This window comes from Cytobacillus horneckiae (assembly GCF_002835735.1).
GTDB classification, from domain to species: domain Bacteria; phylum Bacillota; class Bacilli; order Bacillales; family Cytobacillaceae; genus Cytobacillus; species Cytobacillus horneckiae.
Window position 1 is genome coordinate 93,702 of the sequence record NZ_PISD01000007.1, and the last position, 23,071, is coordinate 116,772.

A 23,071-nucleotide genomic window follows, 5' to 3' on the forward strand; every position below is an offset into this window, starting at 1 on the left:
CTTAAGCACAGTTGTTCGCTCCATTCGCTGCTTTAAAGCTTCATGAATTCCTTAAATTATGTATGTTTTCTTCCGCCGTTTTAGGTTTGATTAGTTTGTACATTAATCGCTTGTACGACAAACTCCCGATTGTAAAAAAAAGACTTTTACCTGCTTGTGCTTTTGTTTAAAATTTTTCGCATATTTCCCAAAATTAACTTTCACATGTGGATAAATCGAGCCATATACATATAAACACACGTTTTTATGCGATTGAATTTCGCCTTTTAAACGATTATGCTCATCCGTAAGCTTGCTGATTTGAGATAGGAGGTGTTGTTTCGTTGTTTTTTGTTTCATTAATAAATGTCTCTGCTTTTCAGATAGCCTGCCTGTTACAGAAGCGGCCTTATGGCTTTTTTCTTCAAGCTTAATTAATTTATTTATTAATACATTAAGCTTAATCAATTCCTCATTAATATCATTAAGCCTGGAACTTTCATCTTGTACTTCAAGAAGATTAAATACAGTATTAGTAAATGAGTGATTGCCAGCATCTTTCACATGTATGCTCACTCTTGAAGAAAGAGAGCCACCGATCACAACAGCTTGATGCGAGAGGATACTTCCCTTCGCTTCTACGTCACTATGCAAAATAGACTTATGCACGTATACGTTTTCCCCGGCCTTTACGATTGCTTGATTTAAATAGTTCACATTAATGTTGCCTTTTGCTGTTATCAGGCCAGAATTCCCTCCTGATATTCCACCGCTTATAATAATATTTCCTTCTGCAAGCAGGGTTGAATTTTCGACCATCCCATATATCTTAATGTCACCTTCAGCTTCAATTTGGCAACCAGTTGAAACATTGCCCGTAATGATTACATTCCCATTAAACTGGAGCTTTCCATTTGCAGGAACAAGATCACCTTCAACTATGTGCACTGGATTAACCGATAAAAATTTATCAGTCAAACTTATTTCACCATCTATCAACGAAAAAAACTGCTGCTGATGACGAATAACATTTTTGCCAGGTTCGATTTTTAAATCCCCGCCTGGTTTAGGCCGAATGGTTTCACCATAAACATTCATCCCGTCAAATCCTGGTGTAGCAGGGATTACAGTTGCAATAATACTTCCGTTATCCACTTTAGATGTATATGAATCATTTAAGTAATTCAACCGATTTCTTCGTCCGCTTTGCTTGCTATATTCCTCCTTAACGAGATAGGCATCCATTCCATCTTTTGCAGGTATTCCTTCTGCAATCACAAGTGGAAAACACAATTTATTTGGAAAATCACATATCTCATTTATCAACTTATCGTTCAATCCGAAGGTAACCCCTTCCTCTTCTATGAACCTTATGAGATCAGCTTTTGAATATGCCTTTTCAGATTCAGGGATATTAAGCTTGTCCAACACAGCCTTCAGACAATCACTGGATACCTTTAAAGTAAAGATCCCCTTCATCACTTTTCCCCTCTTTTCCCAGAGCCATTGCCTAAATTACTTTTTCTAAAGAATTTTTCAGCTTAAAGATCGCCTTTGTATGTATTTGAGAGATTCTTGAAGTTGATAAGCTCATAACCTCTCCAATTTCTGTCAATGTTAATTCCTCTTTATAAAATAAGCTAATGACTAACTGCTCTTTTTCATTCAGCTGAGAAATTCGTTCGCTAAGTTCACTTATGATTTCTCCTTTAAGTAATTGCTTCTCAGGCTGTATTGCTTTATCATCCTGTATCACGAAAGAAAAATCATCATAATCATTATCAGCAGGTTTTTCATCAATTGAGAGAATATTAGCCATAAACTGTTCGTTCATAATTGAATAAACCTCTTTAACTGGCATATTCACTTCAAGTGCAATCTCATCTACAGTAACATTTCTCATATGCAGCTGTTCAAGTTTCTCAATCGCTGCCTCGACTTTTTTGGTTTTATCACGTGTGCTTCTTGAAAGCCAATCTTCTTTTCTTAGTCCGTCAAGAATCGCTCCTCTGACACGAAAAGATGCGTATGTATCAAATTTCAAATCCCGATTAGGATCATATTTTTCCAAAGCATCAAACAACCCGATCATTCCTAAACTTGTGAGTTCATCTCGTGCGACATTTTTCGGAAGGCCAACTGAAATACGCTGCACATGATAACTAACAAGAGGCATATATTTTTTCACAAGATAATTACCACAATCAGCATCTCTAGAACACACCCATTTATCCCATGCTTGTTCTTCTGTCACTTGTTGTATCATGCAGAATTCCGGCGGCAAACATCATTCCCTGTCTAATGTTATTGCTACAAGAAAAGATAGTTGCAGCCAGAAAGACACCTCCTTCAATGAATTATTTTTATCGGTTAAAATGAATCTAGGAAATTAGACTTCTATTAAAAGTATATCAAGAAAAATCGTCTGATTGATTATTTTTTCACCATACTTTATACCTATATTGATTTCCATTAAATATATTTTACATTTTGACTGACCGTTCTAATCATCAAAAGGCTGTTTTCAGGATTGAATTCTATTGTTCTGCCGCTGCTTCCACCGGTATCTTCGGCCACAATAGAGATTTCCAGTGAACTTAGAACCATTTTTACCGCTTCGATATTTCGGTTGCCGATTCTAATTAGGTCATTGCCTGATGTAAACTTAAACATTTGAGCCCCACCGGCTATTTTTGCCTGCAGGCAGGACCTTCTAGCACCATTTTGACTTAATACAATGGCCAAATGACGAATGCCTGTATCTGCAAATTTGGCTGGATTCAATTGGCCTGATTTGGCTAGTGAAGAGTTTGGAAGCATTATGTGAACAAGACCAGCTATTTTCCTGCCTTCATCATATAATACAATTCCGACACAAGAGCCTAAACCTGATGTTCTGATAATCTGGGGAGATTTCACAATATTCATATCAGCAATTCCGACTTTTACGATTTCCATCATTTCGCTCATTTATCACTGACCTCAATTGCATGAAATAGTTTCTCATAGGATGGGTTATCTAATATAAATAATAAGTTACAGTCAATTACCGTTTGGTTATATTCGGCTTCAAACAAAGATGTATTAATAACGAGGACAACATCGCTTGCCTGTGAAAGCTCTATCAACCCAAAGCTGATTAGCGCACCTGCCATATCCACATTAATTGATGGTACAGTTGGGTACATTGGTAATTTAGTTAAATCGGATATTGCAGATATAAATGCACCTAATATGATATTGGCCACTTCTTTCAGAACAGAAACACTCATCCTATCACGTAAGCTTGTATAATCAGCACCTTGTTTTTCCAGCATTTCTGATGCCATTTTTTCTGCTTGTTCTACCGTTAATAAACAGAATAAATTCCCTGAAATTTCTCCATCCACCCGTAAGTATAGGCCAACAACTGTATTCTCCGGACCGCCTGTAATTTCCAGTGCCTCCTGAAAGGTCAAGACATTAACAAAAGGCACCTTCATTTCTATCCTTTTATTAAACATTGTAGAAAGCGCTGTAGCTGCATGCCCAGCACCAATGTTCCCAACTTCCTTTATTAAGTCTAATCTTTCATTAGATAAACAGCTAAAGCTTTTACAAGAAGAATCAATGACCAATTCAACTCGCCTCTTCTATCGCTAATACTTTATCTAAATCGATTAGTATGAGTAAACGGCTGTCTAATTTTGCAACAGCTTGAATGTAATCTGCCACTTCTGCCCCAATCACCTCAGGAGAAGGTTCAAGCGCGTCTTCTGGAATATCTATCACATCATTGGCAGAGTCTACAACTAAACCAACTTCAATTTCATTCATCACCGCAATGATCACGCGTGTGTTTTCATTATACGAAGCTTCTTCCAGATCAAACCTGCTTCTTAAATCAATAATCGGTACAACGATTCCCCGAAGATTTATGACACCTTTTACAAATTTTTCAGTGCCGGGAACTCTTGTAATATGGTTAACCTTCTCGATCGATAGCACTTCATTGACTTTTATTGCATATTCCTTTTCTTTCAATTTAAAAACAATTAATTTAATCGTACTTGAGATTGTCTCCACTTCCTTTATCTCACTCCTTTTTATTGAGATGATCTAACCATTTCATTTAGGTAAATCTACTTAATTAAAGCATTGCAATCGATAATCAAAGCTACTTGACCATCGCCCAAAATAGTTGCACCTGATATCGCAAATACATTCGTTAAGTAATTTCCTAGTGACTTAAGGACAATTTCCTGTTGGCCAATAAAGGAATTAACAACAATACCTGCTAATTTATCACCTTTGCGCACAATAACTACTGACAAAGTTTCTTCATTTTCAGCATAAGTGTGATTAATCTCAAAAATATCTTTTAAAAATATGAGAGGAACAACCTTTCCTCTAAAGTCAATCACTTGCTGACTATGAGTGTGCAATATGTCTTCTCGTTTCACTATCGCAGTTTCTATAATTGAAGACAACGGTATTGCATATTTTTCATTTTGTATTTCGACAAGCATAGCAGATATGATTGATAATGTTAGAGGCAGTACGATTGAAAATGTGGAGCCATTTCCTTCATTAGAATCAATTGATACAGTTCCTCCTAGAGATTCAATTGTATTCCTAACAACATCCAGTCCTACCCCTCTGCCAGAAACATCGGATATTTTATCTGCAGTAGAAAAGCCGGAAGAAAAAATCAAATTATAAATCTCCTGCTGAGATAATCCAACCATCTCCTGCTCAGTGATAATTCCTTTTGATAAAGCTTTTCTTAATATTTGATCTTTATTAATGCCAGCGCCATCATCTGAAATTTCAATAAATATATGGTTTCCGCTGTGGTAGGCTTTAAGAATAACCGTTCCTTCCTCTGGCTTACCTTTTGATCGCCTTTCTTCTGGTGTTTCAATTCCATGATCAATGGCATTTCTAAGTAAATGAACAAGCGGATCACCAATTTCATCTATTACCGTTCGATCAAGCTCTGTTTCTGCACCGATAATTTCCAAATTGATTTTTTTGTGTAAATCTCTAGCTAGCTGTCTAACCATGCGCGGGAAACGATTAAAAACAGTTTCTACAGGAACCATGCGCATATTCAGAATAATATTTTGCAAGTCCGCCGAAATTCTCGACATATGCTCGACTGTTTCTTGTAACTCTTGATTATTTAGCTCCTGAGAAATTTGCACAAGCCGGCCGCGATCTATAACCAATTCTTCAAAAAGATTCATTAAAATATCTAATCTTTCTATATTGACACGAATAGTTTTATTCGTCGGTTGCTTGATGGATTGAACCGTTTCCTCTTCACTGCGAATTGGCTTTTGATTCTCTGTATCTACTATAGAAGCACCTGCTTTTATGTTTGTCTCTTGTACAGGAGAATTAAATGCTTTGATTTCCACATTTTCAATTTCAGAGATTTTTAATAAGGCAGACTTTAAACTGTCTTTTTCTTCATTGGTCACAACTGTAACAGAGAAAGATTGCTCAAATTGCTCTTCTTCCAACTCTGTTGTCGATGGGGAAGACTTTACAATTTCACCATTTTTCTCCAGCACTTCAAAAACCATATATACCCTTGCTGCTTTCAACAAACAGTCTTCTGTTAACGTAATGTCCACTTCATATGTATTGTAGCCAAGCTCTTTAGACTGCATAATGATGGTCATTTCATAATCATCATAATCTATTGCTGAATAGCTGTCTTTTGACTGCTCCAGAGCATCTTCCTGGGCAGATTGAACAGCATCTAAACCTTTGCCGTCTTCAATGATTTTGAGCTTTTGCACAACTTCTGTTACATCCATCTTTCCGTCGCCGCCACTTGCAATCGATTCTATCATCGCCTCAAGATGATCAACTGATAGAAATACCACATCGAGAATATGACTATCCACTTTTATTTTTTTATTACGAATAGCGTCCAGTACATTTTCCATCTGGTGGGTTAAATTAGCTAAATCCTCATAGCCCATAGTAGCGGACATTCCTTTTAAAGTATGGGCAGACCTAAATATTTCATTTACAAGTTGTAAATCTGCAGGATTTTTCTCTAATTCTAATAATAATTGATTGCATGCCTGTAAATGCTCTTTACTTTCTTCAATGAATACTTCTAAGTATTGGCTCATTTCCATATTTTTTCGCACTCCCTGGCTTTTAAACGTATTTCAAAATAGTCTCAGCAATTTTATTAATTGGTTTAACCTCGTCAACTAGTTTAGTAGAAATAGCAGCTTTTGGCATACCGTAAACGATAGCAGTTTCTTCTGATTCTGCAATTACTTTTACAGAGGCATCTATTTTTAACAGCTGAACTCCTTTTGCACCATCAGATCCCATCCCGGTCATGATGACAGCAACCTTTGAATATCCGATAACTTGGCTGATAGATTCAAAAAGCACATCCACTGAAGGTCTATGGCCATTCACAGGTGGCGTTTCTGTTATTAATGCAGTCAGTCCATGATTTTTATGTTCGACTGACAAATGGTAGCCGCCAGGTGCAATATAAGCTACACCTTTTTTCAGCTTTTCTCCATCCTCTGCTTCCTTGACAGATATTTCGGATAGCTGATTCAATCTATTTGCTAGCGATTTTGTAAACTTAGCAGGCATATGCTGGACAATTAATATAATGGCATTAATTTCTTTAGGAAGTTTCTCCACTACTTTTTGCAATGCCATCGGTCCGCCTGTAGAGGTACCTATACATATAATAGATGGAATATGGTCCTTTTGCATTATAATTCGCTGTTTTGATTCTAGTTCTATATTACTATATTCTATTTGTTTTTTTACAGATTTTTTAATATTAATAGATGTACTTGCCAGCTCTTTGATATTTGCTGCATTGGCAGCTTTAATTTTTTCAATTAACTCTTGCTTGATTTTCACTAAATCCAATGAAATTGGTCCTGATGGCTTTGCAATAAAATCAAAGGCACCATATCTCATAGCTAGAATTGTATTGTCTGCGTTTACCTTTGTTGTACTTGAAAGCATAATCACAGGAACCGGAAATCGCTGCATGATTTGCTTTAAACAATCAAGGCCATTCATCACAGGCATCTCAATATCGAGCGTTACTACATCTGGCTTATACTGCTCTATTTTTTTTAAGCCTTCTTCACCATTTCTTGCAGTTCCTATCACTTCGATTCTGCTATCTTCAGATAAAAAATCAGTAATTAGCTTTCTCATAAAAGCAGAGTCGTCAATAATAAGCACTTTTATATTCTTCAACATTCCCACTACCTTCCAAGAAGCAGTTGCTTTAGCTTTGTTATAAACTTTTTGTTAGGATGAATTGAGGATGAATGGGATTTGCGACAATAATTGCCGACTATTCTTTCAATGGACCTTGCAGAATGACTATTTTTATTTAATATAATGAAAGGAATTTGCCTTTTTACCGCCTGGTGGATGGCTCTATCTTCACTTATGCTCCCTAGATAGGCTATGTCTCTGTGTAGAAACTTATTAATGACAGCCGAAAGCCTTCCATATGAGTCCAAGCCTTCTTTTTCGCTTTCTACTCTATTTATAACGATTTGAAAAGGGATTTGACTATCCATCAAATGAATATACTTTATCGCAGCATATGCATCTGTCATGGCAGTCGGCTCAGAAGTTAAAACAACGATGATTTCATCAGCAGCAAGGATAAATTTTGCAGAATCGGCTGTTACCCCTGCGCCCATGTCAAAAAAGACAAAATCATATTGATTAACAATTTCTCCAAGCTGATAAACGAATTGTTCGATCAGTCTATCATCAAGAGCAAGGAGCTCGCTTAAGCCAGTGCCGCCGGCAATATATTGAAGCCCATTTGGCCCGCTTTCAATCATTTTCCTTAAGTCTGCTTCTCCCTTGAAAAAGTCAGCAATTGTATATTTTGAAGTCTCTCCCATTAAAATATCCAAATTGCCCATACCAATATCTAAGTCAACTACTAAAACTTTATTTCCTTTATGGCATAATGAAATAGCGAAGTTGAGTGCTACATTCGATTTACCCACTCCGCCTTTTCCACTCATAATTGCGATTGATTTCCCTTTTGGCCGATTGGCCGTTGTTTGTATAAGCTGGGTACGTAGACTCTCTGCCTGATCAGTCATCTACTTCCCCTCCATCACTGCTTGAATTAGTTTTTGGGGGCTTCCCGTCAGAAGATCATCTGGAACATCTTGACCGTCAGTGATATATCCAATGCCTCTTTGATAGTTGATGACGAGATTTAACATGGAGCCAACAGTTGCTGTTTCATCCGCTTTTGTAAATATAAAGCGGTCAATCGGAGTTTTGAGAAATTGTTCACATATTTCTTGCATATCCTCGTATTTAGAAGTTAAGGATAATACTAAAAAAGTCTCAATATCTTTATTAGAACCAATTAACTTATTAATCTCTGATACATACTCAGCATTGCGATAATTCCTTCCTGCAGTGTCTATGAGCACAACGTCATAATCGGAAAATTGCTGCATTGCTTTTGCAAAATCTTCAAGATTATAACAAACCTCAAGCGGTGCGTCTAAAATCTTTGAATAAGTTCTCAATTGTTCAATTGCTGCAATCCGATATGTATCTGTTGTTATAAAAGCGATTCTTTTGTTGTATTTGATCACACTTTCCGCAGCTATTTTTGCTAGTGTTGTTGTTTTTCCAACACCAGTGGGACCGACAACGTTTATATATTTTTTTGCAAAGGATATTCCGCCAAACGAGATATCCTTTAGTTTTTGAGTCAATAATTGTTCAGTCCATAAGCGAACATTTTCAGCAGAAGAATCATCGTTTTTATACCAGCTCTCCATTAAAGATGCTGATATTGCGTCAATGATTTCCTCGTCTACCCTTTGTTTCTTTAATTTGTTAAGCTCTTGAGAAATGGGTTCAGGTAAACGAGAGAGGACTGCATCTTCTTTGTTATATTTCGTTTCATTTATTAGCTTTCTTAAATCTGATATTTCTGCCAAAAGTACATTTGTATTATCCTGAATCCTTTTTTGCTGTTGTCCTTCACCATAATAGGCTGGACGCTGGCTATCCTTCTGATTTGCTTTTCTTTCACTGGCAATTGCAGGATCCACGGCTGCAAGGACTTCAAGGTTCTGTTTTTGAAAAAGACCTAAAAATCCTCCAGATTTCACTTTTCTAGTATGGAGAATAACCGCATCCTGCCCCAGCTCAGCGCGAATCTTTTTCATCACTTCTGACATTGTTGCTGCTATGAATTTTTTTGCTTTCATTATATATTCACCACTCCAACGCTCTGCACTTCAGCATTTGCTTCAAGCTCATTATATGAAAGAATTGGTACTTGAGGGAAATAACGTTCTGTCAACTGCCTTACATACATCCTTACTGCAGGTGAGCACAGAACAATTGGCGTTTTTTCCATTAATGATAATTGTTCAACCTGTGAAGCAATAGCCTCCAATATAGTTTGTGAACTTGTAGGATCTATTGATAAATATCTGCCATGTTCAGTCTGCTGGATTCCATCCGCAATTACTTTTTCGACTTTGCCAGATAATGTGACGACCTTTAATGCTTCACCGTCTTCATAAAATTGATTAGTTATTTGTCTTGCTAATGCTTGTCTTACATATTCTGTCAACAACTCAGTATCTGTGGTCGTTTTTGCACTGTCAGCCAAACTCTCGAAAATAACTGGCAAATTCCTGATAGACACATTTTCTTTAAGCAGCTTTGCCAGTACTTTTTGTACTTCACCAACAGAAAGCGGATTTGGAGTGACCTCTTCAACTAAAATAGGATAGCTTTCTTGTAAATGGTCAATAAGCTGTTTTGTTTCTTGTCTGCCAATTAATTCATGTGCATTATTTTTGATAACTTCAGTCAAATGTGTAGAGACAACGGAAGGCGGATCAACAACTGTATATCCGAAAATTTCAGCTTGCTCCTTCATTTCTTCTGTAATCCACTTAGCGGGCAATCCGAAAGAAGGTTCTATTGTATCAATCCCTTCTATTGAATCATCTTCAATTCCTGGGCTCATTGCTAAAAAGTGATCTAAGAGCAAATCTCCCTTTGCCATCACACTGCCCTTAATCTTTAAACGGTATTCGTTAGGCTGTAATTGGATATTATCTCTAATACGCACAACCGGAATAACTAATCCAAGTTCAATGGCAAGCTGTCTTCGGATCATCACAATGCGGTCAAGTAAATCTCCCCCTTGATTTGTATCAGCTAATGGAATTAAACCATAGCCAAATTCAAATTCAATTGGATCAACATTTAACAAATTTACTACGCTTTCCGGACTTTTCATCTCATCGGTTTGGACTTCTTCTTCCATTTCCTGAAGCTGTTCTTTATCCGGCTCAGGTGTCCGCGAAATCATGTAACCGCCAAGAAATAGTAAACCGGCAACCGGAGCAGTCAATAAAATGCCTATAGGAGAAACAATTCCAAGGAGCAAGATTGTAATACCCGTTATATACAGCATTTTTGGATAAGCAAATAATTGATTGGTAATATCTGAACCAATATTGCCGTCTGAAGCTGCTCTTGTAACGACGATTCCCGTTGCAGTTGAAATGAGCAAGGCAGGAATTTGGCTGACCAGACCATCTCCGATTGTAAGCATGGAAAATTTCATTGCAGCTTCCCCAATCGGTAATCCAAGCTGTGTCATACCAATAATGATTCCAACAATCAAATTAATTAATGTAATGATAATAGAGGCTATAGCATCTCCCTTTACAAACTTACTGGCACCATCCATTGCTCCATAAAAGTCCGCCTCTCGGCCCACCTTGTCACGGCGTTCACGCGCCTCCTGTTCAGATATCATCCCTGCATTTAAATCAGCATCAATGCTCATTTGTTTCCCTGGCATCGCATCTAGCGTAAATCGGGCAGCCACCTCGGAAACCCTCTCTGTCCCTTTTGTAATAACAATAAACTGAATAATGACTAGTATTAGAAAGACTACAAGCCCAACAATGACATTTCCTCCGGTTACAAACGACCCAAATGTTTCGATTACTTTACCTGCATCTCCTTCTGCAAGAATAGAGCGCATCGTTGATACATTTAATCCAATTCGAAAAAGAGTCATCAGCAATACTAAAGAGGGAAAGATCGAAAATTCCAGTGCCTCTTTCATATTCATTGCTGTTAATAAAACCATCAGCGCCAATGCCATATTAATGATAATCAAAATGCTTAAAAGCCAATGTGGAAATGGAATGATGAGCATTGCCACAATTAAGATAACACTCAACAAAACGGACAAGTCTTTTACGGCCATATCTTTCTCTCCTAACAATATGTAACAATTATCCTAAAACGGCATTTTTAGAAAAGCGCAAGCAGCTTGCTCACCCCAGACAAGCACAAGCCGAGCTCACGGGAAGGCGTTCTTTGCCTAATTGGAGGATTGGCTTGTGACATCGAGGGGTTAGGCGCTTGAGCTAGACATCTTTCTAACTCGAAAAAAAATTTATACTTTCTTACCCCTTTAGAAAACCTTCGGCGTGCGCCAAGTCCTTGCGGCGAATGCCTTAGTTTTACTTATATGAAAAGTTGTTTAACATTCCATCTAAATAAGATAATTTTCACTTTAACAGATTTTTAAATTTTATTTTTAATCCGATAAACGTAAGCAAGAATTTCAGCAACTGCTTTAAAAAACTCTTCAGGAATACTATCACCGATATCCGCTTGATCATATAACGCTCTTGCCAGCGGTCGGTTTTCTACCGTCATTACGTCATGCTCTTTTGCAATAAGCTTTATTTTCTGAGCAACCATATCCACACCTTTTGCCACTACGATTGGTGCATCTGATACTGACTCATCGTATTTTAAGCAAACAGCGAAATGGGTCGGGTTAGTGATAATCACATCCGCTTTTGGCACTTCCTGCATCATCCTTCTCATTGCCATTTCTCTTTGTCTTTGCTTAATCTTTGACTTGATTAACGGGTCTCCTTCTGAGTTTTTATGCTCATCTTTAATATCTTGCTTTGACATCCGGATGTTTTTTTCATAGTCATATTTTTGGTAAAGGTAATCCAAAATTGATAAAAATAATAACGCAATAGCTGCAAACAATCCCATTTGTATCGTTAAATTAGTAATTGTTACTAAAGCTGTACCGACAGATTTTTGCGATAATATAAGAATTTCATCAATACGGAGCCATAAAACTGCAAATGCCACTACACCAACAAAACTAATTTTTAAGATCGATTTTAACATTTCAACAATTGCCCTCATTGAAAATATCCTCTTAAATCCTTTAATCGGATCAAGCTTTTCTAATTTAGGCTCAATCGGCTTTGCAGTAAATAATACTCCGACTTGTAAGTAATTGGCCGCGACACCAGCAACCATCGCTATCGCCATAATCGGTCCCAATAGCATGAGTAGCTCTTTTAAAACATCCATAAATATTTGGTAAATATTTTCATTTGTAACAGCTAAACTTAAATATTCCTGAAACGAATGTTCCAATATATAAATAGTAATTCCATGCAAATAATCACTGGCAAAAAATAAAAAAATAAAAACTGCCAATAACAGCAAAGCTGTATTAACATCTTGGCTTTTAGCAACTTGCCCTTTCTTTCGTGTATCCTGTTTTTTCTTCGGTGTTGCTTTTTCTGTCTTCTCCCCTGCAAAAAGCTGTAAATCTAATGAAAGTAAAAACATTTTACAATCCTCCCATCAGACTCAATAATCCACGCATCGTTTCCAGCATTGTTTCAAATAATCGAGAAACAACAACCATAAGAACGCTCATTACAATAAAGAGAACGATAAAACTCACACCAATTTTCACAGGAAGTCCTACAACGAAGACATTGAGCTGCGGAACAGTTCTGGCAATTATTCCGAGCGCAACATCCACAAGGAAGAGCGATCCGACAACAGGAATAGCCATTTGGAAGGCAATGATAAACATCGAATTAAATGCCTTAACTACAAACTCAGCAAGCCCTTCATCTCCAAATGGAATCCATGGCTGATCAATTGGAATAAACTGATAGCTGTAGAAAATTCCATCCATCAATAAATGGTGGCCATTAACAGATAACAGAAACAGCAAAGAGATCATATATAAATATTGACCTGTAAGCGGACTTTGTGCACCCGTTTGCGGATCAATTACATTAGCAATCGCAAAACCCATTTGAAAATCGATAAATCCCCCTGCTATTTGAATAGCAGAGAGCATTAGATAGGCAATAAAGCCAACAAAAATTCCAACTAATGCTTCTTTAATTATTAATAAAAAATAAGTGCCGTCTATCTCCAAAACCGGGGCATCTATCGTATAAATCATTATCCAGGCTAAGAAGAAACCTATGCCTATCTTAGCAGCATTCGGAATCGTTCGATACGAAAATATGGGCATCATCAAGAAAAATGAAGTGACTCTTACAAATACTAATAGCATGCTAGGAAAGTACGGAAAAATATCTACCATACAACTAACCTATAAACCTTGTTAAATTAGATAAAATATCATTCGTATAAGTAACGATGTAGTTAAGCATCCAAGGTCCGAAAACAACAATCCCTAATAAAACAGCGACAATCTTTGGTATAAACGCCAATGTTTGTTCCTGGATTTGTGTGGTAGCCTGAAAAATACTTACTACAAGACCTACAACGAGCGCTAACAAAAGTAATGGGCCGCATATCATTAATACCGCCATTACTCCCTGCTCCGCTATTGAAATTACTGCTTCTGGTGTCATTGTTTACATTCCCTTGCTTTAAAAACTTTGTAAGAGTGATTTAACTACTAAATACCATCCATCGACTAAAACAAACAGCAAAATTTTAAACGGCAGTGAAATCATTACTGGCGGCAGCATCATCATCCCCATTGACATTAAAACACTTGCAACGACCATATCAATAACTAGGAAAGGAATAAAAATCATAAAGCCTATTTGAAACGCGGTTTTAATTTCACTTATGGCAAACGCCGGAACTAGTGCTGTCAATGGAATATCGTCAATTGATTCCGGCCTTTCGGCTTGTGCGTAATCCAGGAAAAGCGCCAAATCCTTTTCTCTTGTATGTGCACTCATAAATTCCTTAAATGGCAAGGCAGCTTTTTCATAGGCTTCCTCCAAATCTATCTCTTCATTAAATAAAGGCGTCAAAGCCTGCTCATTTACTTCATGAAAAGTAGGGGCCATAATAAAAAAGGTAAGAAATAATGATAAACCAATGATCACTTGATTAGGCGGCATTTGTTGTGTAGCAAGCGCAGTCCTTACAAATGAGAGCACAATAACAATCCGGGTAAAACAAGTCATTAAAATGAGGATACTCGGTGCTAATGATAAAACAGTCAGCATTAAAATCAGTTTAACTGAAGTCGATATATTCTCAGGAGAACTCGTATTAAATAATTCCATTACTTCATTCATTGCTTGTCTTGCCCTTTCTTATCTAGTTCCTCAAGTGTCTTCTTTCGCGCCGTTTTCATTTCCTCGAGCTTAGAATTGAACAATTGCTGAAATGGCTGTTTTTCTATGCTGTTTGTCTTTTTAGATTTCACTTGATTCATTAAGTTTGAAATAATATCTGCCGGCTGAACGAGCTGATCAAGCTGGTGATTATACTCATTAAGTATTTGTTCTCTCTCAGCTTTATCGTCTATTTCTTTAAGGAGCTGAATATTTTCACCTACACCAACAACAAATAATCTTTCTCCAACTTTGACCATCTGAACAGAGCGATTTTGTCCGAGTGAAGCACCGCCAAGGTTTTCCACCAATTGCGAACTTTTATACACTCTGCTTTTTTTATTTACAAATTTAAGCATAAAATAAAGCAGCGCGACAACAAAAACCGTTGCAACAATCATTTTTAAAAAGTCCCACACAGTGACTCCAATTTGATTTTGATTTTCTTCTTTCAGAGGGGCGTTTTCTTGCTCTTCTTCAGTTGGTTCATTTACTGCTTTTGCTTCCTTCTCTACTTCTTCAGCTGGGAACATGTCCTTTACATAATTACTTGATTCTGCATATACATTTCCACCAATAGAAAAGAGAGAAAGAGCGAGTAAAGCAATGAATATTTTTATAACTAAATGCTTCATTTTTTGCACATCTCGCTCCTAGAATAGACTTTGTTAGCTTAATGTTTTTGAAATCGCTTCGATAACACGATCAGCTTGAAATGGTTTTACAATAAAGTCCTTTGCGCCAGCTTGAATCGCGTCAATGACCATTGCCTGCTGCCCCATTGCCGAGCACATAATAATTTTCGCCTGACTATTAATCTTTTTTATTTCTTTTAAAGCCGTAATTCCATCCATTTCCGGCATCGTAATATCCATAGTAACTAAATCTGGTGAAGTTTCTTTATACTTCTCGACTGCTTGTGCTCCATCAGCTGCTTCTCCAACCACTTCATACCCATTTTTAACTAAAATATCTTTTATCATCATTCTCATAAAAGCTGCATCATCTACGATTAAAATCTTTTGAGACATTTATAATCCCTCCACTTTTATCTAAGTTTTTTTATTCTATCAGTAGGACTAATAATTGACGTCACTCGGACACCAAAGTTTTCATCAATTACAACCACTTCTCCTTGAGCAATAAGTCGGCTGTTAATTAAGATATCTACTGGTTCACCAGCTAATTTGTCAAGTTCAATAATGGAACCATGCGAAAGTTCCAAAATCTCTTTTACAGACCGCTTAGTCCGCCCTAGCTCGACTGTTAGCTGCAATGGTATATCCAGCAGCATGTCTAAATTATTCGGTTGGCTCGGACTAGTCTGAACCTGTTCAAAATTTGAAAACATCGCCGGCTGTATCGTTGGCTGCTCCTGCCTAGCTCCCATTGCACCTAGCATTTGCGGTTCATGTTGGTTATGCTTAAGTTGTTCATGGGATTCTCCCATCGGCATTGTGTGGTGCTGAGCCATATCAGTGTGATCATTTATCGAATTATATTCTGTTTCAAACATTTGATTAAACTCTTTAATCGATTCATCGGTCATTTCTGCTTCCAACGTGGCACTTTGTTGAGCATCTTCAGTTGTACGCAAAAGCTCCTCCACCATTTCCTTCGCGAAATTCAAAGGTAAAAGCTGCATAATATGAGAATCAATTAAACTACCAATGATAATCCTAAAGGATATTTTCACCAACGGATCTTCATTTGGAATCGTCTCTGCTCCTTCTCCAGTCGGCAAGTTTAACAGGTCGATTGTTGGCGGAGAAATATCCACCCTTTTCCCGAAAATTGTTGACATTGAAGTAGCTGCAGAACCCATCATTTGATTCATCGCTTCCTGCACAGCACTTAAATGAATCTCATCCAATTCTGCTGTAGGATTTGTTCCATCACCGCCAAGCATTAAATCAGCAATAATTACTGCATCTGTTTGATTGATAACTAATAAATTTGCACCGCGAAATCCGTCTGTATAATGAACTTTAATTGCAACATACGGATGGGGAAATTCATCATTTAAATTATTGTATTGAATAATTGATACTGCCGGTGTTGTAATTTCTACCTTTTGATTAAGTAATGTTGACAATGCAGTTGTTGAACTGCCAAACGATATATTGCCTATTTCTCCAAGTGCATCTTCTTCTATAGGAGATAAAAATTTATGAGTATCCATTGTAGAGGACTCCAAAAGATCGTCCTCATCATCTTCGGTTCCTCTTAAAAGCGCATCAATTTCATCTTGTGAAAGCATGTCTTTACTCATTTTCATTCTCTCCTCCTTTCACAATTTCCATTATTTGCACCGCCATTTTTTTATTTACTTTACCTGGCTGTGCAGTGAATTTCGGGATGTCCCCAATCTTTATTACAAGCGGCTGATTAATAGGTTTATTCAATTCTATACAATCGCCCACATCCAAATTGAGAAAATCCTGAACCGATATATCTGACTGACCAAGTTCGGTTACTACCGAAATCTCAGCATTGTGTATATTGGATGTGATTCGATGGATCTCGGCAGGTTCACGATTTTTATTATCTGCCTGCATCCAATAACGAACAGATAACTTTGGGATAATCGGCTCTAAAACAACATGTGGAATACATATATTAATCATTCCGCTTGCCTCGCCTATGGTGGTGCTTAATGAAATAACAACAACTGTTTCGTTTGGAGAAACCATTTGTAAAAATTGCGGATTGACTTCAAAATCTGTATAAACAGGCTCAATATCAAATACATTGCTCCAAGCCTCTTTTAAATTTTCAAACGCCTTTTCAAAAGCATTTGACATGATTTTCGTCTCTATTTCAGTAAGGTTTTCCACTTTATTAAAGCTTGTCCCTCTTCCTCCCATCATCCTGTCCATCATCGCATAAGCAATATTTGGATTGACCTCCATTAAAATTCTGCCTTCAAGCGGAGGCACTTCATACACGTTTAAAATGGTCATTTTCGGTATCGATCGAATAAACTCTTCATATGGAATTTGATCTGTAGATGTGACTGATATTTGCACATAAGTTCTTAATTGTGCGGAAAAATATGTGGTCAGCAACCGAGCAAAGTTTTCATGAATTCTTGTTAAACTGCGGATTTGATCCTTTGAAAATCGCAAGGCTCTTTTAAAGTCATAAACTTTAACTTTCTTCTCACTTTCTTCCTTCTTTAGCTGGTCAGCATCCATCTCACCTGTAGAGAGTGCTGAAAGCAAGGCATCAATTTCATTTTGAGACAATACTTCACCTGGCAAAATAATCACCTCCATATCTTCAAATATTTAGTGTATGAGGCGTGGTATTGGCCTAACGCCTCATTTTTTTATTGGAGGATTGATTCCGTTATATATACTTTTTCAATCTTTCCTGTTTGCATAAGCTCGTTTATTTTCGTTTTTAATTCTTCCTGCAAGTTCAACTGTCCATCTTTGCCTTTTAGCTGTTCGGAATCCATCTCAGCTAACTGTTGAATAATTAAATTCTTTACTTGAAAATCGCGTTTTTCTAATTCCTCTTTAGACTTTTTGCTGTCTGTTTGGATAGTAAACGATATTCGGATATAATCATTGCTGGCAAGATTTGCAGTGATTTGCTCAATATTTACCGATGATTCCAACACCTCATCAATTGTAGGCTCTGCACTTGCATCATTAGATAATAAGCCTGAAAAATAAACACCTGCCGCCGCAATGATAACGATAGCTATAGAAATTATGCCAATGACCATTTTTTTAGATTTCTTCATTTTCATCCCTCCCCATCTGTACACCAGTTAGGCCAATAGAGTGATAGAATTGATGAACAAGTTCGGTAACGCAGGCTTCATCTTCTTTCACCACATATTTTCTTCCATTCGTCAAAGTGATCGTTGTATCTGGGAAGGATTCGATTGTTTCTATGTATATCGCATTAAGAATGAATGGCTTTCCATTTAATCGAGAAACTTTTATCACCCTATATTTAGGGCTAAAGGAAATCGCCCTTTAGCCCTTTCCCCCTTTTTTTAACGTTTTAAGTTCACAAGTTCTTGTAATATCTCATCCGAAGTCGTAATAATTCTTGTGTTTGCCTGGAACCCACGCTGTGCAGTAATCATTTCAGTGAACTCTTCTGATAAATCAACATTGGACATTTCCAAGGATCCTGCCGCAAGCGTCCCTCGACCATCACCCGCAACACCTATATTGGCTGTTCCAGAGTTTACTGACTCCTGGAAGAGATTATTACCTGCTTTAGTAAGACCAGAGCTATTGCTGAACTTCGCAATTCCGAGAGTACCAAGAATATCAATTAAACCATTGGAGTAAACACCATTAATTTCTCCGGATGGACCGATGTTAAAGCTTTCTAGCTTTCCTTCTGTATATCCGTCAGGGAAGACATTGGCATTCGTTGATCCATTCACTTGGGTAAGCTTTGAAAAATCCAAATTAACGAGCAGCTTGCTTTCATCAACAGCCGTACCAGTCGTATCAATTTGACCTGAAGGAATATCAACTCTTATATTGTTCTTGATCGCATCTGCGTTAACGATATTTCCGTTAGCATCAAAATTTAAGATCATGTTTTCTTCCGGCTGCGTCGGCGCAGTTACATCAAAGCTCCATGTATCACCGGCCGTCGCTGGTAGAGGGTCAATATTATTTAAGTCAATTTCCAAGCCTAAATGTGTAAACTTATTATCAACAATATCATCAGCGTCAATGGTAACCGGGCTACCATTTCCTACTACAACATCATAGCCACCATTTTGATTCGCAGTTATTTCCCATTTCCCACCAGTAGTGCCTTTAAAGTCTGAAGGGTTTGTTACTGCAAGATTGCCTTTTGATTGATTACTTTCATCAGCAGAAATCGTCCCTACAGATGATGCTTTAGGCTCCTGATTAATAAAGACGCCCCATTGATTATTGTCCAATTTTTTGAAGTAGACAGTTGATGCGTGAGCATTACCATTTTCATCTACTGTTTTAATTTGCTGGCTAAACACAGTACCGACATTCGCATCAGCTGCCAAGTTGCCTTCAAATGCAATTTCTTTTGTTGTTACAGCAGGTAGACTGGCATTTACGTTCACAATTACATCACCGAGTACACCGTTTTGATTATATGCCTGCACTTTTAATCCATCACTATTAACTAAGCTTCCATTATCGTCCAAATAAAAGTTTCCTGCTCTGCTATAATACTGGGAATTTCCTTGCCTTACGATAAAATAGCCATCACCTTCAATACCTAAATCCAGCGCTCGCCCTGTTGTTTGCAAGCTTGAACCCGAATGAATGACATCAATTGTTGCTAGTGTGGATCCTAATCCAACTTGAGTCGCATTTCTTCCGCCGCGAATATCAGTAGGTGATGAGGCACCTGATACCATTTGGTTCATCGCATCCTTGAAAGTTACCCTACTTTTTTTAAAGCCTGCTGTGTTTACATTGGCAATATTATTCCCGATAACATCTAATTTCGTTTGGAAATTTTTCATTCCGCTAATTCCTGAATACATTGAACGTAACATGTTCATTTCCCCTTTCATTATTGGCAGCTTCTATCATTCAGCTTGCCGCAGCTTCCTTTTTTAGGTCCGGCTACTATTGGTCGATAATGATTGTCCCGTTTATATTTGTGAATATTTGTGTATTCGCTTCATGTCTATTCATGGCTGTAATTACCGTTTGATTCTTCGCACTAATAACTAATGCAGCATCCGGCAATAAAACGAGCGATTCGGTTACGCCCATTGCTTTTGCTTGTTGTACTTTATTTGAAATTTGACTCCAGCGATCACTGGCTATTTCAATGCCCCGCTTCATCATTCTCTCTTTTGCATGCTTGCTAATATTCAAGTGTTGGTTGGGGCTTACAGCTGTCTGCAATTCCTGTGCAAAGGATTTACTTCCGGTTTTAATTGGAGCGCTGCCTTTTTTTTCAGGCTGGTTTAATTGGGCAAATGGATTTGTAAGCATCGGTTGTATAAAACGATTATCCATATTAGCCCCCATTAGTTAGCTTCTATTTTGATTATTTGTGATGAAGTGATCGATGTTTTCTCATCGTTTGAAAGATGAAAGAGCGCTTTGCCATCCTTAAAGGAAACTGATTGTATACTGGCGGTTTGCTCTTCCTTATCTTCATTAAGATAAGTAACCTTTTTGCCAATCATCATACTTGCTTGTATCATGTAGTTTTCATTCAAGCCGGTTTCATTAACTTGAGAAATATTAGCAGGCTCCAGACTAGTGCCATCATCAAGAATAAAAAGCACTCCTTGATCTTTAAATTGAATCGAAGCAATCGTCCCTTTGCCTTCTTCAATCTCAACCTCTTTACCATCTTCTTTTATTCGATGCCAAACGACATCCTTGCCGACAAATTGATTGTAGGCGATTAATTGATTTTGCTCCTGAAGTCCCATCATTTTTTCCATCGTTGATCCAATGTTCGTCATTTGTTCTAGGGTAGAGAAGGTTGCCATTTGTGTAATAAACTCTTTATCATCCATTGGACTTGTTGGATCTTGGTTTTGCAGCTGTACCATTAACAATTTCAGAAAATCATCTTTACCTAAAATATCATTTCCCGTTTTACGCTGTTGTTTTTGATAGTCTGACAGCAGCAGTGACGGATCTATTGTGTTGGTCATCATATCCCCCCTATACTTTTAAATTAAGGAGCTCTTCTTCAAATCTTTCTAAAAAGGAGGAGAGTTCCTGATCTGCCTGTTCCCTTTTATTTTCAGGTTGACCTTCTTTGTCGTTTCCACCTTGTTGTTCATCTCTTTTAAAGAATCTTTCCTGACCGAGTTCAGCTTGCTGACTAATTTCCAGTCTTTCTACTGTAAGATTCTGTGAAGAAAACGCATGGCGAAGACTTTGTAAATTAGAATCCAACATTTCTTTTGCTGCAGCAGTGGAAGTTAAAATTCTTGCAGCCATCATCGAATCCCTTTGAATAATTTCAATCCGCATCGAGCCAAGATGTTCCGGTGACAGCTTTATCAATAGCCTTTGAGCATCACCATTTTTCATGAAATGCGCCTTTGAAAGAATTCTATCGAACTGCTTTATCATTTGTTCAGGCGAAACGGGCTTTCCATTTTCAGCAAGCATCAATGTAAGCTGCTCTGTCTTTGACATTTGCGGAGGCTGAGTAAATCCCGTATGCGCATGAGCGGGAACCTCCAGCTTATTAGCTAGTACTTCGGCTTGAACAGGCTGTTTGCTCTCTGCTTGTTGATTACTGTTTTGCCAGACTGATTGGAACGTTTTATGAAGATATTCAAGTTTATTGAAATCGCTCACTGGCAATTTGGATGTCGAAGTCACACCACTATGTTTATACCATTCATTCATTTTCGTTATAAACTGCTGCAGCTTTTCTCCGGCTACAAGCAAACCATTTTGATTGCGATTTAATAATTCGTATAATTTTAATATTTGGAGTGCTGCCTTCATTTCATTTTCAAGTTTCATTTCTTTATCTACTGGAATGGTTGTTATAAGATTAATAATTGAAGCCAATGATTGTTCACGCAATGATTCAATATTAGAGTCTTCCATTGTCTCATTTGTCATTGAATCTAGTTTTAATTCAGCCTTTTCATTGTTTTCTTTTTCATTTAAAAGTTTCGCGGCAAGCTGAATGAGCGATTCTTTTGCTTCACTTTTGCTCATTCCTAATAATTCGGCAACATTACTTAAAAACAAATCTTCATCTCGCAAATCAACAAAAATGAGAGGCTGAAACTTTTCATCCATTGTCAATAAATCGGGTGTCTCCAGCAATTGAATCAGTTCATCATCTAACTCCATTTCCAATGACGACTCACTATTTACAGGTTCTGCAGCTTGAATATCAGCAATATTGACAAGCTTAGTAAACGTCTTAGAAAAATCGCCGCTTTCCACCTGATCCCCTGACTTTTCCAATTTCGGATTAGCTGGTGGTTTCATGCCGAGAAATCCAGAAATCTCCATATTTCACCTCTTTTCTTCAGGTTAATTTGACTCATCTGCCTGATTATTTTCCAGCGAAGCAGTTAATAAGTTAGTGAACTTTGCAGCTGTATCAGCTTCCATTTTTTCAAGAATACTGGCTAATACATCTGGTTTCACATCTGCTAGAATGCGAAGTGCATCTTGTTCATTCATTCCAGCTAGTATCAGAGCTGCTTTTTTAGGGGACATCGTCTCATAAGTTCTAACAATATCCTTAAATGCTCGTTTATTTTCAGCGTTCATTGCAATTAATTCGTCCATTTCTTCTTCAAGACGGCCATTGTCTAATTGGGATCGCTTAAGTTCGTCATCCTTGCTTTTCATTTGTCCCTCAAGCTGTGCTATTCTCGCTTCCCTGTCCTTCACCTCAGCTTCCATCTCGATTAGCTGGGTTTCCATTTCTGCTACTTTCTTTGACTGGTCCTCTTGGAAAAGACTTGATATTACAGGGATATTCTGACCATATTTTTTTGTCATATCAAAGATGTTATAGCCACTAATTGTAAGGATCAGTAGGACGATTGCAATAATGCCAATTATTGATATGGCTCCAATCATAAAAAATTTAGATAATGGTTTGCTGTTCTGCTTTTCATTTACTTTGACCATTTAGACCAC

The 23,071-nt window shown here is 37.5% G+C and carries 25 protein-coding genes; all 25 read right to left on the bottom strand.

What is annotated here, in order from left to right; all coding sequences use genetic code 11:
• Positions 1–102: 102 nt before the first annotated feature.
• A complete protein-coding gene (locus CWS20_RS02660) occupies positions 103–1,458 on the bottom strand; it encodes a flagellar assembly protein A (RefSeq protein ID WP_101226230.1) in 1,356 nt (451 codons plus the stop codon).
• A gap of 31 nt (positions 1,459–1,489) precedes the next feature.
• Entirely contained in the window at positions 1,490–2,245 is a 756-nt protein-coding gene (locus CWS20_RS02665) for a FliA/WhiG family RNA polymerase sigma factor (protein ID WP_066201547.1), read from the bottom strand.
• A gap of 206 nt (positions 2,246–2,451) precedes the next feature.
• Entirely contained in the window at positions 2,452–2,949 is a 498-nt protein-coding gene (locus CWS20_RS02670; RefSeq protein WP_066197166.1) for a chemotaxis protein CheD, read from the bottom strand.
• The gene (locus CWS20_RS02675; protein WP_083957360.1) at positions 2,946–3,596 is read right to left on the bottom strand and encodes a chemotaxis protein CheC; all 651 of its coding nucleotides are present in this window, start codon (positions 3,594–3,596) and stop codon (positions 2,946–2,948) included. Before CWS20_RS02675 ends, CWS20_RS02670 begins: the two co-directional genes overlap by 4 nt.
• 1 nt (position 3,597) lies before the next feature.
• Positions 3,598–4,053 carry a chemotaxis protein CheW gene (locus tag CWS20_RS02680; RefSeq protein WP_066197165.1) on the bottom strand — a complete coding sequence of 152 codons (456 nt, stop codon included), beginning with the start codon at positions 4,051–4,053 and terminating at the stop codon, positions 3,598–3,600.
• A gap of 47 nt (positions 4,054–4,100) precedes the next feature.
• A complete protein-coding gene (locus tag CWS20_RS02685) occupies positions 4,101–6,116 on the bottom strand; it encodes a chemotaxis protein CheA (protein ID WP_066197164.1) in 2,016 nt (671 codons plus the stop codon).
• A gap of 22 nt (positions 6,117–6,138) precedes the next feature.
• Positions 6,139–7,224, bottom strand: a complete 1,086-nt coding sequence (locus CWS20_RS02690; RefSeq protein WP_066201542.1) for a protein-glutamate methylesterase/protein-glutamine glutaminase — start codon at positions 7,222–7,224, stop codon at positions 6,139–6,141.
• An 8-nt stretch (positions 7,225–7,232) separates the two neighbouring features.
• Positions 7,233–8,099: a MinD/ParA family protein gene (locus CWS20_RS02695; protein WP_066197162.1), complete on the bottom strand. Its 867-nt coding sequence runs from the start codon at positions 8,097–8,099 to the stop codon at positions 7,233–7,235.
• Positions 8,100–9,233 (bottom strand): flagellar biosynthesis GTPase FlhF, encoded by a 1,134-nt coding sequence (flhF, locus tag CWS20_RS02700; protein WP_066197160.1) that lies wholly within the window; start codon positions 9,231–9,233, stop codon positions 8,100–8,102.
• Complete coding sequence (flhA, locus tag CWS20_RS02705) at positions 9,233–11,266, bottom strand: flagellar biosynthesis protein FlhA (protein ID WP_066197158.1); 2,034 nt, start codon at positions 11,264–11,266, stop codon at positions 9,233–9,235. Before flhA ends, flhF begins: the two co-directional genes overlap by 1 nt.
• A gap of 323 nt (positions 11,267–11,589) precedes the next feature.
• On the bottom strand, positions 11,590–12,672 hold the full coding sequence (gene flhB, locus CWS20_RS02710) for a flagellar biosynthesis protein FlhB (protein WP_066197155.1): 1,083 nt from the start codon (positions 12,670–12,672) through the stop codon (positions 11,590–11,592).
• A gap of 1 nt (position 12,673) precedes the next feature.
• A complete protein-coding gene (fliR, locus tag CWS20_RS02715; RefSeq protein ID WP_066197154.1) occupies positions 12,674–13,450 on the bottom strand; it encodes a flagellar biosynthetic protein FliR in 777 nt (258 codons plus the stop codon).
• A gap of 4 nt (positions 13,451–13,454) precedes the next feature.
• Positions 13,455–13,724 carry a flagellar biosynthesis protein FliQ gene (gene fliQ, locus CWS20_RS02720; RefSeq protein ID WP_066197152.1) on the bottom strand — a complete coding sequence of 90 codons (270 nt, stop codon included), beginning with the start codon at positions 13,722–13,724 and terminating at the stop codon, positions 13,455–13,457.
• An 18-nt stretch (positions 13,725–13,742) separates the two neighbouring features.
• Positions 13,743–14,408: a flagellar type III secretion system pore protein FliP gene (gene fliP / locus CWS20_RS02725; protein ID WP_066197150.1), complete on the bottom strand. Its 666-nt coding sequence runs from the start codon at positions 14,406–14,408 to the stop codon at positions 13,743–13,745.
• Entirely contained in the window at positions 14,405–15,082 is a 678-nt protein-coding gene (locus tag CWS20_RS02730; RefSeq protein WP_066201537.1) for a flagellar biosynthetic protein FliO, read from the bottom strand. The genes fliP and CWS20_RS02730 overlap by 4 nt, the downstream gene beginning before the upstream one ends.
• A 33-nt stretch (positions 15,083–15,115) precedes the next feature.
• The gene (cheY, locus tag CWS20_RS02735; protein ID WP_066197148.1) at positions 15,116–15,478 is read right to left on the bottom strand and encodes a chemotaxis protein CheY; all 363 of its coding nucleotides are present in this window, start codon (positions 15,476–15,478) and stop codon (positions 15,116–15,118) included.
• A gap of 17 nt (positions 15,479–15,495) precedes the next feature.
• On the bottom strand, positions 15,496–16,725 hold the full coding sequence (fliY, locus tag CWS20_RS02740) for a flagellar motor switch phosphatase FliY (RefSeq protein ID WP_066197146.1): 1,230 nt from the start codon (positions 16,723–16,725) through the stop codon (positions 15,496–15,498).
• Complete coding sequence (gene fliM, locus CWS20_RS02745) at positions 16,712–17,710, bottom strand: flagellar motor switch protein FliM (RefSeq protein ID WP_066197145.1); 999 nt, start codon at positions 17,708–17,710, stop codon at positions 16,712–16,714. Before fliM ends, fliY begins: the two co-directional genes overlap by 14 nt.
• 68 nt (positions 17,711–17,778) lie before the next feature.
• Positions 17,779–18,201, bottom strand: coding sequence for a flagellar basal body-associated protein FliL (gene fliL / locus CWS20_RS02750; protein WP_066197143.1), 423 nt, complete (start codon positions 18,199–18,201; stop codon positions 17,779–17,781).
• The gene (locus CWS20_RS02755; RefSeq protein WP_066197142.1) at positions 18,188–18,409 is read right to left on the bottom strand and encodes a flagellar FlbD family protein; all 222 of its coding nucleotides are present in this window, start codon (positions 18,407–18,409) and stop codon (positions 18,188–18,190) included. Before CWS20_RS02755 ends, fliL begins: the two co-directional genes overlap by 14 nt.
• Before the next feature lie 50 nt (positions 18,410–18,459).
• Positions 18,460–19,974, bottom strand: a complete 1,515-nt coding sequence (locus tag CWS20_RS02760) for a flagellar hook protein FlgE (RefSeq protein WP_083957358.1) — start codon at positions 19,972–19,974, stop codon at positions 18,460–18,462.
• A 73-nt stretch (positions 19,975–20,047) separates the two neighbouring features.
• Positions 20,048–20,446, bottom strand: coding sequence for a TIGR02530 family flagellar biosynthesis protein (locus CWS20_RS02765; RefSeq protein WP_066197140.1), 399 nt, complete (start codon positions 20,444–20,446; stop codon positions 20,048–20,050).
• Positions 20,447–20,457: 11 nt separating this feature from the next.
• Entirely contained in the window at positions 20,458–21,102 is a 645-nt protein-coding gene (flgD, locus tag CWS20_RS02770) for a flagellar hook assembly protein FlgD (RefSeq protein WP_328152813.1), read from the bottom strand.
• A gap of 7 nt (positions 21,103–21,109) precedes the next feature.
• Positions 21,110–22,432 (bottom strand): flagellar hook-length control protein FliK, encoded by a 1,323-nt coding sequence (locus CWS20_RS02775; RefSeq protein WP_066197137.1) that lies wholly within the window; start codon positions 22,430–22,432, stop codon positions 21,110–21,112.
• 21 nt (positions 22,433–22,453) lie between these two features.
• Positions 22,454–23,062 (bottom strand): MotE family protein, encoded by a 609-nt coding sequence (locus CWS20_RS02780; protein ID WP_066197135.1) that lies wholly within the window; start codon positions 23,060–23,062, stop codon positions 22,454–22,456.
• Positions 23,063–23,071 lie beyond the last annotated feature (9 nt).

Excerpts from the sequence above, each read along its gene's own strand:
- fliY (WP_066197146.1), bottom strand. The coding sequence starts at position 16,725 with ATGAAAATGAGTAAAGACATGCTTTCACAAGATGAAATTGATGCGCTT.
- CWS20_RS02670 (WP_066197166.1), bottom strand. The coding sequence starts at position 2,949 with ATGAGCGAAATGATGGAAATCGTAAAAGTCGGAATTGCTGATATGAAT.
- CWS20_RS02660 (WP_101226230.1), bottom strand. The coding sequence starts at position 1,458 with ATGAAGGGGATCTTTACTTTAAAGGTATCCAGTGATTGTCTGAAGGCT.
- CWS20_RS02695 (WP_066197162.1), bottom strand. The coding sequence starts at position 8,099 with ATGACTGATCAGGCAGAGAGTCTACGTACCCAGCTTATACAAACAACG.
- flhB (WP_066197155.1), bottom strand. The coding sequence starts at position 12,672 with ATGTTTTTACTTTCATTAGATTTACAGCTTTTTGCAGGGGAGAAGACA.
- CWS20_RS02665 (WP_066201547.1), bottom strand. The coding sequence starts at position 2,245 with ATGATACAACAAGTGACAGAAGAACAAGCATGGGATAAATGGGTGTGT.
- CWS20_RS02760 (WP_083957358.1), bottom strand. The coding sequence starts at position 19,974 with ATGTTACGTTCAATGTATTCAGGAATTAGCGGAATGAAAAATTTCCAA.
- cheY (WP_066197148.1), bottom strand. The coding sequence starts at position 15,478 with ATGTCTCAAAAGATTTTAATCGTAGATGATGCAGCTTTTATGAGAATG.
- CWS20_RS02775 (WP_066197137.1), bottom strand. The coding sequence starts at position 22,432 with ATGGAGATTTCTGGATTTCTCGGCATGAAACCACCAGCTAATCCGAAA.
- fliR (WP_066197154.1), bottom strand. The coding sequence starts at position 13,450 with ATGGTAGATATTTTTCCGTACTTTCCTAGCATGCTATTAGTATTTGTA.
- CWS20_RS02685 (WP_066197164.1), bottom strand. The coding sequence starts at position 6,116 with ATGGAAATGAGCCAATACTTAGAAGTATTCATTGAAGAAAGTAAAGAG.
- fliQ (WP_066197152.1), bottom strand. The coding sequence starts at position 13,724 with ATGACACCAGAAGCAGTAATTTCAATAGCGGAGCAGGGAGTAATGGCG.
- fliL (WP_066197143.1), bottom strand. The coding sequence starts at position 18,201 with ATGAAGAAATCTAAAAAAATGGTCATTGGCATAATTTCTATAGCTATC.
- fliP (WP_066197150.1), bottom strand. The coding sequence starts at position 14,408 with ATGAATGAAGTAATGGAATTATTTAATACGAGTTCTCCTGAGAATATA.
- flhA (WP_066197158.1), bottom strand. The coding sequence starts at position 11,266 with ATGGCCGTAAAAGACTTGTCCGTTTTGTTGAGTGTTATCTTAATTGTG.
- CWS20_RS02780 (WP_066197135.1), bottom strand. The coding sequence starts at position 23,062 with ATGGTCAAAGTAAATGAAAAGCAGAACAGCAAACCATTATCTAAATTT.
- flgD (WP_328152813.1), bottom strand. The coding sequence starts at position 21,102 with ATGATGACCAACACAATAGATCCGTCACTGCTGCTGTCAGACTATCAA.
- CWS20_RS02730 (WP_066201537.1), bottom strand. The coding sequence starts at position 15,082 with ATGAAGCATTTAGTTATAAAAATATTCATTGCTTTACTCGCTCTTTCT.
- CWS20_RS02765 (WP_066197140.1), bottom strand. The coding sequence starts at position 20,446 with ATGGATAATCGTTTTATACAACCGATGCTTACAAATCCATTTGCCCAA.
- flhF (WP_066197160.1), bottom strand. The coding sequence starts at position 9,233 with ATGAAAGCAAAAAAATTCATAGCAGCAACAATGTCAGAAGTGATGAAA.